This window comes from Acinetobacter sp. ANC_7654 (genome assembly GCF_056779855.1).
This window is the reverse complement of sequence record NZ_JBWYIR010000011.1, coordinates 1-13,089: the sequence shown is the minus strand read 5'-3', so window position 1 is coordinate 13,089 and position 13,089 is coordinate 1. Positions and strand designations below refer to the sequence as shown.

The 13,089-nt window shown below is 37.4% G+C and carries 14 protein-coding genes and 1 pseudogene; 4 read left to right on the top strand and 11 right to left on the bottom strand.

The features are described 5' to 3' along the window. Genes AC1M86_RS11960 through AC1M86_RS11935 form a run of 6 tightly spaced genes read right to left on the bottom strand, consistent with a single transcriptional unit; the run spans nucleotide 1 to nucleotide 5,020 of the window. Complete coding sequence (locus AC1M86_RS11960; RefSeq protein WP_481608047.1) at nucleotides 1-486, bottom strand: aromatic-ring-hydroxylating dioxygenase subunit beta; 486 nt, start codon at nucleotides 484-486, stop codon at nucleotides 1-3. A gap of 10 nt (nucleotides 487-496) precedes the next feature. Further along, nucleotides 497-1,774 carry an aromatic ring-hydroxylating oxygenase subunit alpha gene (locus AC1M86_RS11955; protein WP_035266339.1) on the bottom strand — a complete coding sequence of 426 codons (1,278 nt, stop codon included), beginning with the start codon at nucleotides 1,772-1,774 and terminating at the stop codon, nucleotides 497-499. A 36-nt stretch (nucleotides 1,775-1,810) separates the two neighbouring features. Beyond that, nucleotides 1,811-2,338, bottom strand: coding sequence for a nuclear transport factor 2 family protein (locus AC1M86_RS11950; RefSeq protein ID WP_481608046.1), 528 nt, complete (start codon nucleotides 2,336-2,338; stop codon nucleotides 1,811-1,813). 10 nt (nucleotides 2,339-2,348) lie between these two features. After that, nucleotides 2,349-2,708, bottom strand: coding sequence for a hypothetical protein (locus AC1M86_RS11945; protein WP_035266405.1), 360 nt, complete (start codon nucleotides 2,706-2,708; stop codon nucleotides 2,349-2,351). Nucleotides 2,709-2,732: 24 nt separating this feature from the next. Then, entirely contained in the window at nucleotides 2,733-3,890 is a 1,158-nt protein-coding gene (locus AC1M86_RS11940) for an acyl-CoA dehydrogenase family protein (RefSeq protein WP_481608045.1), read from the bottom strand. Continuing rightward, the gene (locus tag AC1M86_RS11935) at nucleotides 3,887-5,020 is read right to left on the bottom strand and encodes an amidase (protein WP_481608044.1); all 1,134 of its coding nucleotides are present in this window, start codon (nucleotides 5,018-5,020) and stop codon (nucleotides 3,887-3,889) included. The genes AC1M86_RS11940 and AC1M86_RS11935 overlap by 4 nt, the downstream gene beginning before the upstream one ends. 138 nt (nucleotides 5,021-5,158) lie before the next feature. Here AC1M86_RS11935 and AC1M86_RS11930 point away from each other — a divergent pair, with 138 nt between their 5' ends. Further along, nucleotides 5,159-5,626 (top strand): MarR family winged helix-turn-helix transcriptional regulator, encoded by a 468-nt coding sequence (locus tag AC1M86_RS11930; RefSeq protein WP_092767678.1) that lies wholly within the window; start codon nucleotides 5,159-5,161, stop codon nucleotides 5,624-5,626. Between the two features lie 30 nt (nucleotides 5,627-5,656). On the opposite strand, the gene AC1M86_RS11925 is transcribed toward AC1M86_RS11930, so the two are convergent. The 5 genes from AC1M86_RS11925 to AC1M86_RS11905 all read right to left on the bottom strand — a co-directional run bounded on the left by AC1M86_RS11925 (nucleotide 5,657) and on the right by AC1M86_RS11905 (nucleotide 11,271). Continuing rightward, nucleotides 5,657-6,643 carry a 3-hydroxybutyryl-CoA dehydrogenase gene (locus AC1M86_RS11925; protein WP_481596413.1) on the bottom strand — a complete coding sequence of 329 codons (987 nt, stop codon included), beginning with the start codon at nucleotides 6,641-6,643 and terminating at the stop codon, nucleotides 5,657-5,659. After that, nucleotides 6,634-7,749, bottom strand: coding sequence for an NAD/NADP octopine/nopaline dehydrogenase family protein (locus AC1M86_RS11920; protein WP_481608043.1), 1,116 nt, complete (start codon nucleotides 7,747-7,749; stop codon nucleotides 6,634-6,636). The genes AC1M86_RS11925 and AC1M86_RS11920 overlap by 10 nt, the downstream gene beginning before the upstream one ends. An 88-nt stretch (nucleotides 7,750-7,837) precedes the next feature. Beyond that, nucleotides 7,838-8,830 carry a helix-turn-helix transcriptional regulator gene (locus tag AC1M86_RS11915; RefSeq protein ID WP_481587688.1) on the bottom strand — a complete coding sequence of 331 codons (993 nt, stop codon included), beginning with the start codon at nucleotides 8,828-8,830 and terminating at the stop codon, nucleotides 7,838-7,840. Nucleotides 8,831-8,866: 36 nt separating this feature from the next. Then, the gene (locus AC1M86_RS11910) at nucleotides 8,867-10,213 is read right to left on the bottom strand and encodes a spinster family MFS transporter (RefSeq protein WP_481589338.1); all 1,347 of its coding nucleotides are present in this window, start codon (nucleotides 10,211-10,213) and stop codon (nucleotides 8,867-8,869) included. 167 nt (nucleotides 10,214-10,380) lie between these two features. Continuing rightward, the gene (locus AC1M86_RS11905; RefSeq protein WP_481608042.1) at nucleotides 10,381-11,271 is read right to left on the bottom strand and encodes a LysR substrate-binding domain-containing protein; all 891 of its coding nucleotides are present in this window, start codon (nucleotides 11,269-11,271) and stop codon (nucleotides 10,381-10,383) included. Nucleotides 11,272-11,385: 114 nt separating this feature from the next. On the opposite strand from AC1M86_RS11905, the gene AC1M86_RS11900 reads away from it, so the two are divergent. The 3 genes and pseudogenes from AC1M86_RS11900 to AC1M86_RS11890 all read left to right on the top strand — a co-directional run. Then, a complete protein-coding gene (locus AC1M86_RS11900) occupies nucleotides 11,386-12,495 on the top strand; it encodes a muconate/chloromuconate family cycloisomerase (RefSeq protein ID WP_481608041.1) in 1,110 nt (369 codons plus the stop codon). A gap of 26 nt (nucleotides 12,496-12,521) precedes the next feature. Next, a complete protein-coding gene (gene catC / locus AC1M86_RS11895; protein ID WP_092766278.1) occupies nucleotides 12,522-12,812 on the top strand; it encodes a muconolactone Delta-isomerase in 291 nt (96 codons plus the stop codon). Nucleotides 12,813-12,962: 150 nt separating this feature from the next. Beyond that, nucleotides 12,963-13,089: pseudogene (locus AC1M86_RS11890) on the top strand (catechol 1,2-dioxygenase); the annotation flags it as partial.

The window sequence follows — 13,089 nt, the reverse complement described above, 5'->3', positions numbered from 1 at the left end:
CTATAGAATGTAACTGATACCAGCTAAGGTATCTGTCGAATTGACTAGATTGATAATTTTACGGTCTATTTTGAGTTCGCCATTCTCTTGACGTATTAGCTCATAAATCACATCAGCAGTGTAATGACGCAAATTTTCTTTGCGGAACTCTCTTAAATTTTGTGCACAGCGTAAAATTATCTTTTGATCAGTTTCTTCAATAATTCGCACACGTGACAGGCTGCGAACAGTATTGGCCTTGGGAGCTGTCGAGATTGCTTCACCATTTTCTAAACGCTCTACACGTAATTGACGCATGTGGTGATTGTCATATGCATAGTTCAAATGGTTTTCGTAATCTGTCAATGATGGATCAATTGGAATGATGTATTTGCCATTTTCATTCCATAAATTTAACCATGCTTGATACTCTGAATGATCTAACATGTCAGCTTCAGCCCAAATGAATGCTGTTACTTCGTTCAAAAGATTTAAATTAATTTTCATGCTCTTCCCCTTAAGCCGTCATCAACTTTTTCCATTGTTGGTAAGCGCCACGCATGCCTGTTTCAGCACTCACGTCACTCTTCAGACCATCTTCAGTTTTGACTTCTCCTGGTAAACCACGGTTCAACATGATCCAAAGATCATTGCCCGCATTTGCACCATGCTGTACACGCTCCCAAGCTTCCGCATCATCTGGCGTACCAAAACCGAAAGGACCTTGGAAATGTTCATGTAGACGTAGGCGATATTGGTTGGCAATTTGTGGTCCACCATCCATCGTAATCACTGAGTGGTGAATTTCAGTTTTATCTACCGCTAATGGTTGCATTACACGGAAGAACGCCATAGAACATGCAATGTTAGGGAAAATATTTAAGTTAAAGCCCGAACCACCGACAGCACGGCAAATTCGACGAACTTCAAGTTCCTCATGACCTTCTTCACGCAGCGCTTGGGCAAGTTCTTCAAAACGCTCTTGGATTGGTCGCTCCATCAACTCTTCATCAAGATCTACCAGTTCTGGAATCATCACCATCACGCTGTGACCATTTCCTAGATCTTCAACATAGCCTGGTTGATTTTCAAAGTTGAAAAGCTCTTCTGTTTTTTCGTCTACAGAACTTAAGAATGATTTATGAACTAATGGGAAATGATACGCGTCAGTTGTATTTTCCAACTGAATCTTCCAGTTACCTGGGAATGTAAAACGATGTTCACCTAATACTTTGACTGGATAACCTGCGCCTTGCTTCATGAATAGATCAATCCACTTTTTCGCAGCACCTAAAAAGTCTTCTAATGGCTCGATATCGTCTTTGAAGGTTGCAAAGATCATACCGTTATATTCTTCTACACGTAGGCTGATCAGTGGAAATTCAGATTTATCTAAACATTCGCCATAACTTTCAGGTGAAGGAACGCCACGCAATGTACCATCCAAAGCGTAACTCCAACCATGATATGGACATACAAAGCTATTTGTTTTGCCTTTTTTATGCTCACAAACTGTAGCAGCACGATGGCGACAGCGGTTGAGTAAAACGTGGACTTTTTTCTTACGATCCCGTACAGCAACTACAGGTTGTTTACCAATATTAATCGTTTTATAACTACCAGCATCTGGAATTTCACTTGCATGAGCAACCCAAACCCAAGTGCTGTAAAAAATTTTTTCCATTTCATCTTCAAAGATTTGTGCATCTTTATATAAAGAGGTATGCACTCGGTCACTTTGAACTAATTCATTGTAATCAATTTCAATATTTTGAACTGGTATTGCACTATTCATCATGTATTCCCTTATAACTTATGCAACTCAACCGACTTAATTTGATTGCGGTACTGGTAACTCATCATCACTGGTCCAATGCGTTACTGGTCGACTGAAAATATTTTCTGTTTGGAAGTGTTTGATTTTCCAAATGCCATTATTTTGTTGCTTAAAACGGATTGTCAGTTTGGCTGCATTCAAGTGGCTTGCACCCGTTTTGAAAGTTGATGTTTGCAACATCAACCAGTGTCCAACAGCCACATCACCCTCAATATAAATTTGTTCAGAATTCACAAAATGTGCATTCATAACAAAATGCGAGTCCTTCAGCGTGTATTTTTTAAACATGTCATATACTGCCTGCCAAGACTCAAGCCGACCAAATGACTGGGCGTATTTTTTCCCTACCCCCTCCCAAATACACTCACGATCAAATAAATCCATCAGCGCTTCTAAATTTGTGTTTTGATTAAGTTCATCACAAATTTCCATATAGCGATTTAGGCAATTACGAATTTGATTCTGCGCTTCCAACTGTTGAAGACGTTGAAGAATGCTTTTGAGTTCATTAGAGTCGACCATATCGATATCCTTATCGTTGAATAATTAATTCACGACCAACTCTTGCTTCAACTTTGCAATACTTCCAAAGTTTATATGGACCTTCTCCGACCACAGTCGTACGGAATAAATTACATGCAGCATGAACTGTTTCAATATCAGGTACATCAGCCAATAAATAGGTTGTCCAAGGCCAACCCGTACTTGCACCTACCATGCTTTGATCATCATCTAAGTTGCCGTATACATGAACGCCAGGTAAATCATGGATACCATTCCACATTTCACCAAATGCTGCCCATACTGCTTTTGCTTCTGCTGGCTCTGCATCAAAGAAGTTTTGGTTAATCCCCATACAGAATAATACGCGTAATGATTTTTTAGCTTCCATTTCGATTTCCTTCTTTTCGGTCATTTATAAATATCCAGGTGTCGGATTAAGCCCAAAGCTCATCGCACCAGCATTTTGTAAAGTTGCATCACCCATAAATGCATGCTGTGTCACGACATTCGTGTCATTCACAAAGCGACTAAATGGATGGTTGGTATAAATGGCAGTCATGCCAGCTAACATTTGCATTTTGCGGGTGACCTTTGCACAGACTCTTGCCGCATGTGTACAAGATAGACGCATATCACTAATTAAATGTGGTTCAGGTTTTCGCCCGTTGAGTACTTCTTCCCATACAATATCCATGGTGTTGTAGAACCATGTTCTTGCAGCTAGGAACTCAGCTTCAGCTTTCGCAAATTCGTACTGAGTGATAGGTCGATTAGCAATTTCTGCACCTCCAGTAATCGACGACTTACCTGGAGCTAATTTTCTAAATTCTTCCAATGACGCCGAGGCTACGCCAATTCCGACTACGGTGAGGACTTGAGTCGCCAAAGAGAGGGATGGATATTTGAAAAATGGTTCGCTGAGTTTAGATGGCTCACCCCGAACAAAAGTCCAATGCTCAGGTACAAGTACATTATCGACAATGAGATCGTGACTACCTGTGCCTTTTAAACCTACTGTATCCCACGTCATTTCAATTTGTGCTTTATGCGCTGGTAAAACAGCCATACGTGGTAAGCCATGAGATTCATTATCTTTGATCGGGGCAATGCCTACACCAACGATATCTGCACCTTTACAACCACTTGAGAATTTCCAACGGCCTTTTACAACTAAACCATCATCGGTCACTTGAGCAGCTTGCGGTGGAAAAATTCCACCAGCAAAAACGATATCTGGGCCATTTTTATAAAGTTCAGAAAGTGTCTCTTCAGGTAAACTCCCAAGATAAGCTGGGCTCATACCAAAACTTGCAACCCAACCTACTGATCCATCTGCTTTAGAAAGCCTTTCAATAAGTTCACAAAACGTACGCGGTGAAACCTCATCACCACCGAAACGTTTAGGAACTAAAGCACGATATACCCCAATTGATTTCAGTTTTTGAATAATGTCTTGACTCACGTATGCTTGTTCGTCGAATTCACCTGAACACGCTCGCTGTCTAATCTCTTGACATAATTCTTCAAGATCAATCAAGCTCTCAGTTTGATCTTTGGCTAAATTGCTCATTTGCCACCTCCTTGTGAATGCTTCGTAATATCGACAATGTGTTGTGCAATAGCACACAATTTTTCATCTTCACCATGCTTAGCGATTAATTGCATACCGACAGGTAAGCCATTTGATGTTTCATATGGAATCGTGAGCGCTGGATGGCCCGATAAATTAAATGGTCGCACGAGCTTAGTTAAATTGAGGAAAGCAACAGTATTTTCAGCTTCGTCTAATTTAGGTGGAAATTGAGGTAGTGTCGGCAGTATCAAGACATCAACGTTGTTGAGTAAATCATTGATCTGCTTTGTGAATTCAGTTCTGATTAATTCAGCATTTTCAACATCTTTTTGAGTGGTTTCAGATGCTTTTAATAAACGCTGCTGAACATCATTGGCTAGAAGTCCAGTTTGAGTAAGATCATGATATGCACCCCAAGTTTCATAATTAATGATCGACATACCTGCTTGATATGCTTCATCAATATTGTTTATGACTAGATTTTTTTGAGGTAAATCAATTTTTGTTAACTCAGCATCTAAGACATGCCAAATTTCAGATTCCGCTTCGACACGCAATATTCCTAATTGAATCTGCTGTTGATCAATTTGGATTTGTTTAAAAGTAGGATCAATGATTTGCATAGCAAGAATCAGATTATTGATATCTGATGCGAATGGCCCAACACAGTCTAAAGTGGTATCTTTTGGCCAAACCCCAACACGGCTAACACGCCCAAATGAAGGTTTTAAACCATACACTCCACAGCAAGCGGCTGGCATACGAATTGAGCCACCTGTATCTGTACCAATACTAAAGTCTGCTAGACCCGCCGCAACAGCTGCAGCCGAACCACTGGAAGAACCTCCAGGAATAAGCTTCGGATACTTAACATTTAAAGGTGTTCCGAAGTTTTTGTTTACTCCAGTTATACCGAATGCAAGTTCATGAAGATGAGTTTTTCCAATAATTTTGCAATCACTGTTGAGTATATTTTTTATAATTTCAGCGTGTGAGTTTGCAGGGCATGATTCAACGCGCGCCTGAGTTCCAAGTGTCGTCACTTCATTTTGTATATCAATTGAGTCTTTAACCATGACTCTAATTTTTCCATCTCCTAAAGAGAGACTTCTAGATATAATATTCAATTCACTTTTCCATGTATTTTTATACTCAACATCAATATCTGAAAAATTAATGTATTTGTCAAGTTATTTTGAAATAAAATAATCTTTGTCTTTTTTCTTGTATAATCAATTATATTTTTTTAAGTTTAATTGCTGCTCATGTTAAAAAATTTTGAAAATTATTTGCCAAATAACGATCCCAAAAGTTTGGAAAATTTTCCATTTTTTTGGATATCTCAAGTTAATGGTAAGTATTCCCAATTGATTGATAAATCTTTAAAAAAAATAGGTCTCGATAATACAAAAAGAAAAATCATTTTGAGTACAAATGCTCTCGGTGAAGCCAATATCACTGAAATAGCTAATTTAGCAACAATCAAATTAACAACTGCAACTAAGGCAATCTATAGATTAGTCGAAGAAGGGATAGTTGAAGTTTTCTCATCCCCTCATGATGAAAGGATTTCTATGGTGAAGCTCACTGAAAAAGGATATGGTCTTGTGGATGAAATTAATCAGATCAATCGTGTTACTTTAGCTGGTATATTAAATTCTTTTGATGAACAAGAACTTGAGTCACTAAATTTACAATTAAAGAAAATATTCAATTTAATGCCAAATAGGTAAAAAGACTAAAATCTTTTTACCTACTAACGCTTATTTCATAATTTCATATTGTGGAATAAGCTGATTAAATCGCAAATTTTCAGCGAATTTTGATATGACATTTAGTTTATATTGATAAATATCCATACTTTCATATTTGTAAAAACCTGATAGTTCTCTAATGCCATTTCTATTTTCCATCATATTTTTTTTGATAATATCAGGGGCTTTGTAACGCTCACCAAGTTCTTCTCTCAAATACTCAGAAGCATGATACAAAATATCTCCTCCACCCCAATCGATAAACTCTAGCATACCTAACACAGAAAAACGCAAACCAAAACCTGTACGAATCGCTTTATCAATATCCTCAGCACTTGCTACGTGTTCTTCAACCATTCTCGCTGCTTCATTCATTGCCAATGCTTGAATTCTTGGAACAATGTATCCAGCAACTGCATTACAAATCACAGGGACTTTACCAATTGCCTCAAGTAATGTTTTTAGTTTTTCTACTGCTATATCAGCAGTATGCTCAGATCGGCTTAGCTCAACTAAAGGCATTAAATATCCAGGATTAAGCCAATGCGCATTAACAATACGTTCTGGATGAGAAATTAATTTTGCTATATCAGTGACCAAAAAGGTCGAAGTCGTTGATGCCACAATACAGTTTTTAGAAATTAAGGGTTCCAACCACCGAAAACAGTGTTGTTTATGAGTCATTATTTCAGGTACACCTTCAATAATTAATTCACAATTTTTCCAATCAATAGTTTGATTATCTTTGAAATAGAAATGAATTCTTTCTTTTAATACTTTACATTGATCATTCACTAACATCCCGATATGTTCTAAGAGATGCAACTCTTGGTCGAGGCTGTCATTCCATTTTTGCAGAAATTCATTTTTTTCTGCTGGGTTTCGATCTTTTACGTCTACAAGTGCAATCTCAATTCCTGCATATGCGAATGCGATCGCAATCGCATTACCCATTCTACCTGCACCTACAATAATAATATTTTTAATCATGCAGATTGCTCTCCGGAGTTCAACAGGTGTTTTAATTGTTGCTGTGTTAAATCAAATAACCCTAAATTTTCAAGAGTGCGACCCTCACTATACAAATCCCTACCGGTAATTGATGATGCGATATTCAGAAGCCCTTCAGCAATCGGCGTTTTGACTCCAACATACTTACCAACCGATACAATAAATGACAGGCCTAATCGTGTGTCTTCGAGCATATACCGATGTAAATGTAAATCTATTTTCTCGCGCCAATCGCCACTGTCAGTCAACTTATCATGTGCCCCCCTACCATACATCCACTCATCTCCTTCACCCTCTTTATTGTAATGATCTGCGAGTGGGAAATGCTGTTTCGAGTATCCCAATGCTTCACGAATATTCATTCGCTCTTGATCTAATAAGCTCGTTACTCTCCTCACTGAAGGTTGAGTACCTTCATTATGAATATCCCATACATCAAAATGTTCTAAAGGTGCAGCATTGAGCATAATTAATGGAGGATGAATAATGGGTCCTGCATTCATTAAAGCTCCACTCAAAGCATCCTCTATAGGCTCGATGCTGTCATAAGCTTGCTTTAATACTCTAATAGCATGATCTTTTAATTTTGCTGGATAGACCCCAGTAGGCAATCGCGTCGCATATACACTAATCACGATAGAATTCGGACTATGTTTTCTTACTAAATATGGCAAAGTACCCGTTTCAGCAAAAGCCACGTCAGACTTATTTCCAACTTTAAGCATTGCTTGAGCAAATAGGTATGTTCCAAAAGTACCTGGGGGTAAAAATACGACTTGACCAGATGTTAAGTAGGGTGCTATTTCAATCGATAAATCTTCATGGCTTGTTGCGGGTAAAGGAATAATAATCAATTCAGCGTTTTCAATAGCTTTGGATAAATCAGTTTCAAGTTGGATTTTTTGATGTTCATCCCCAACAGATACTGTTCTAGTGCCACGAAAGTCTTTTACAGTAAGCTCACCATATTTCGCTAATTCTTTTAGTGAATCTCGATCTCTTCGCCATAATTTAACTTCGTGATTTTTTTCCGCCATCTCCACTGCTGATGCATAACATCCATGTCCACCGCCAAGAACCGTGATTTTCATTTTCTTCCCTTACATATTTATTGTGTATTGTGATAGTAGGAAAGATTCTTCCTTTTACTCGCGTCAAAAAGCGGTGCTGCTATTCGAATTACGAATTTATTTCTATTAATTTGTTTTGTTTCACGGTTTCTGAAGGCGTGCATCCATAACGTTTTTTATAAAGCCGAGTAAAGTGTCCAAAACTTCTTACACCATGAGCATTGAAGATATCAATTATAGGCTGATCAACCTGAGTGTGTTTAAGTTCTTGATGAACTCGGTCCAATTTGATTGATGTCATGAAACTGAGAGGCGTTTGGTTCAAATAGGTATTAAATCCCTTTTGAAGCGTTCTTACCGAGACTTTTACAAGCCTCGCAACTTCCTCAATCGAGATTGCTTCCATATAATGTTGCTCAATCAAATGAGCTGCATTTTTGATATAACTTGGGATGAGTTGATATTTTTTATCTGCGATTCGTTCACTGAAATTATGTGGAATTTTGATCAGTAATAACTCAGTCAAATATGAACTAAAGCTATCAGAAATTTGCCACCAGTTTTCAATATTTGAATATGCAAAGCATAAGTAGTTCAGTGTTTCTAAAATTGAAATTCTTTCTTCAGATGTATAGGAAATGCCACTATCGAAAATAAGATTTTTTTGAGGGATATACCCCAACAAGCGATATAAAACAGTGTTGATCAACTCATGATCAATTTTTAATATGATATTTCTACATTTGGCTTGGAGTTCAATTCTATTTTCAAAATGAGGATGAGAAACTGTAAGTAATCCAGGACGTTGTTGATAAGTTGAATGATCATATTTGACTTTACATTCCCCTTCCAAATTAAATCTAAACAGATAACTTTGACACTCAGCACCAAAACTAATTTGAACTGGAGCATTGTAACTTAATTCAAATAGTGCAACTTGACCAAATGAAAACCCACTTAATTTTACTTCTAAAGATTCATCATTCAATACTTCAAATTGATGAGGGCACAAGTATTGTCCTATCACATCTTTAATCTGAAAATAATCTTTTGAAGACAATAAGTTGAATTTCTTTAAAAGTTTCAGATTCGATAAATACATGATAGGTGTACCCTCATTATTTTATTCAGACATGATTTATTTAGACTCAACTTGCAAACTATTTTCGAAGGCTTTACAACCCACTTTCAATAATACAAAGCACAATACGCATGATATTGCACCAACGATAGATATCGATGAACCGACCATTAAAGGATTTTCAAAAATACGATCCGTAATTAAAGCCACTAATGTGGTACCAATACCTAAAGCAATCAAATTACTGATGAGTAAAAAGATAGATGAGATTTGGGCACGTAATTGATTTGGCGAAAGCATTTGCATTGCTGTTGTTGAGATCGGCATTGGGAAAGAAGCGAAAAACATTGCAACAACCAACAATGTAACTGATAGCCATAATTCATTAACTTGTGAAAACAAAATCATTGGAATAATCAGACCTACGATTCCAATCACACCCACAAACATAGGCGAATCTTTTCTGCCTTTTTGAATAAAATAATCATTCATCCAACCAGCCGCAAATACACCTAAAGTATTTGAAATCAGTAACACGGCACCCAACATATAGCCCACTTCAGTAGCTGTCATATTGTAATGTCGTATGTAAAATGCAGGTGTCCAGCTAATTAAGCAAAACAATGCCATGGCATAAAAAGTAAATCCCAAATAATGACATGTAAATGTTTTTTTATGCTTTTTCAAAAATTTAAAAGTATCACTAAGCTTTACTTTTACCACGTTCCCCTGCGCATCGACCATTTGCCCTTTACGCTTAGGATCTTTAACAGTTAAAAGTACCAATATGCCAATAATGACTCCTGGTAAACCTACTAAAATAAACGCCACTTGCCATGCCTTTAACATTCCAAATAAGGGTACAGCAATAAGAGACATGTCCTTGAGTAATCCAATGACAAAACCACCTACTAAGAATGCGATTCCCCCACCAACAAAAGATCCAATCGAATAAATAGCGACAGCTCGACCCAATTTATCTTTTGCAAACATATCACTAAACATTGAATAGGCTGCAGGTGACAAAGCAGCTTCACCAATTCCTACGCCCATTCTGCTCAAAAACAACTGGATAAAGTTCTTACTTAAACCACATAAAGCTGTTGCAATGCTCCAAAATACAATCCCGGCAGCAATTAATTTTGGTCTTGAGAATCGATCTGCGATATAAGCCAATGGAAGACCCATGAATGCGTAAAATAAAGAAAAAGCTAGTCCGTGAAGTAAACTGAATTGCGTGTCTGTTAAATTCAAATCTGCTTTTATCGGTTCAATCATCAAAGCCAAAATTTGACGATCGATAAAAGAAAATATATATGCAATCATGCAAAGTATTACAACATACCAAGCATAAATATCCTTTTTTTTTGCATCATTACTCTTTAACTCGGAAATTTTTTCCATCGAAATCATCCTAAATATTTTATAGATCAGCGCTATCCCTATGACAAATCCATGCCAATTTATGCTGATTTATAAAATTAATATCATTTTTAACATTATTATTCTATTTATTTTTCCATTAAATATTACATATAAATAGATATTTTATATTAATCTAATCATAAAAATTAGTTCATGCTCTTCAATTCGTCTAGATAATCTAATATTTGTTTGATGTATTCATTATTATCGATACTTCTATAGGCAACTGTAATTGGACTTTCAGCCTCATTATCTAGAATTGGTATAAATTTCAAATTTTTCATACCTATAGAGCATGCACTCTTTGGAATAATACACCCCCCCTCACCAGATGACACCATCCCCAATGCCATATGGATTTCTCTCGTCTCGATCAGATTTTGTGGAATTAAGTCAAGTTCAGAGAATATTCCTTGAATAAAAGTTGAGAAGTTTGGTTTAGGAGTATTTGGATATATATAAATATGTTCGTTGACCAATTGTGATAAATGTACTTCCTTAACATTTTGGGTCACTAATGTATGATCTTTGTGCACTGCTAAAAAAAGTTGCTCTCTTTCGATCACTATTCTTTTTATTGAAGGATCACTAATTCCTAATCGACCAAACCCAATATCAATTTTTCCCAATTTCAAAGCTTCTACCTGGTCTCTGGTTCCGCATTCCACTAATTCAACTTTTATATTTGCAATATGCTTTCTTAAATAATCAATAATCTCAGGTAATTTCCAATAAAAAAGCGAACCAACATACCCAATTCGTACGGTAGTATCTGTCACTTTATATCGATTTACCATCGATTTAGCATGTGCTGTTAAGGTCAGTATCTGTACAGCATATTGGTAAAAAAATTCTCCAACTTCAGTTGTTTTGATCGGTCTCATGCCTCTTTCAAATAATACGACACCTAACTCTGACTCTAAGTTTTTGATTTGTCGTGTAAGTGGTGGTTGTGCGATACATAATTTTTCAGCAGCTTTTGTAATACTTTTTTCTTCGACCACAGTAGCAAAATACCTTAATGTTCTTAATTCCATTGAAATTTCCTCAATCCATACTTTTTTAGTATTTTAATATACTACTTAACCTCTATTTTCAATACTTTATTTCAAATAAGGTATTTAGCATATATTAATGGAATATATTGCTGCATGTACAAAAATATTGAAACCTTGCTCGTTGAAATCCCGACGATCCGCCCACACAAGATGGCGGTCGCAACGATGCAAACTCAAACCTTAGTCCTCATTAAAATCGAAACTTCGGATGGTTTCATTGGTTGGGGCGAAGCAACCACCATCGGTGGCTTAGGCTATGGTGAAGAAAGCCCTGAAAGTATCAAAACCAATATCGATACTTATTTTGCTCCACTACTCAAAACTTTTACTGATTTCAACATTGCTCAAATTATGCAAGTGTTGAAGAAGAATATTAATGGCAACCGTTTTGCAAAATGTGCCATTCAAACTGCTTTACTGGATATTCAGGCTCAACGTTTAGGTTTGCCGCTGTCTGAAGTGTTAGGTGGCCGTCTGCGTGACAGCGTTCCTGTACTTTGGGTGTTGGCTTCTGGTGATACAGATAAAGATATCGCTGAAGCGAAAAAGATGATCGAAGCTAAGCGTCATAACTTCTTTAAATTAAAAATTGGTTCTCGTGCTGTAGAAGCAGATGTTGAGCATGTTCTCACCATCAAAAAAGCGTTAGGTGCTGATATTTCTATCCGTGTCGATGTGAACCGTGCTTGGTCTGAGTTAGAAGCGATCAAAGGTATTCAGCTTCTGCAAGATGGTGGTGTGGATCTAATTGAACAGCCATGTGCGATTGACAATATTGATGCCATGGAGCGTTTAACTCGTCGTTTTGATATTGCCATTATGGCGGATGAGTCATTGATGGGTCCAAGTACAGCTTATCGTTTAGCGAAGCGTAATGCTGCTTCTGTGTTTGCTGTAAAAGTTGCTCAGTCTGGTGGCCTACTCGAAGGTCGTGATGTAGCAACCATTGCAAACCTCGCTGGTGTAGATCTGTATGGTGGCACGATGCTTGAAGGTTCTGTTGGCACCATCGCTTCTGCACATTTGTTCTCGACCTTTGAGAATTTGGCATATGGCACTGAATTGTTTGGTCCATTGCTGTTAACTGACGAAATTTTAAAGACCCCGCTTCAATATCGTGATTTCGAATTACATCTGCCTCAAGGCAATGGTTTAGGTATTGAGTTGGATTTAGACAAGATTGACAACCTTCGCCGCAAATAAGCGACGTGATACATCAGGAGTGAGACATGCTGTTTCATGTACGAATGGATGTGAACATCCCACTGGATATGCCAGTTGAAAAAGCGAATGAGATTAAAGCTGTTGAAAAGGCGTATTCGCAAGAGTTACAGCAACAAGGCAAGTGGCGTCATATCTGGCGAATCACAGGTCAGTATTCAAACATCAGTATTTTTGATGTCGAAAGCAATGAAGAGCTTCATTCAATTTTACAAGGTCTTCCGCTTTACCCATATATGAATATCGAAGTAATGGCGTTAAATCGCCACCCATCTTCTATCCGTGAAGATGATCGTTAAGTTTTAAGTGTCTTGGCTTGATTGATTCAGGCCATGACATCAATACATCCAGAGGTTTTTTAGCGTCATTTTAAACAAGGATTGTGGCAGCGAGCTCAAACACATTAGAAGTCAGCCACCACACAGCAAGCATACTTAAGGAGAAATAGTATGAACCGCGAACAAATTAATGCTTTAGTCAAAAAAATGAACGTTGATACTGCAACAGGTCCTGTTGATGAACGTGTTCAGCAAATCGTTGTACGTTTAGTATCTGACTTATTCCAAGCGATTGAAG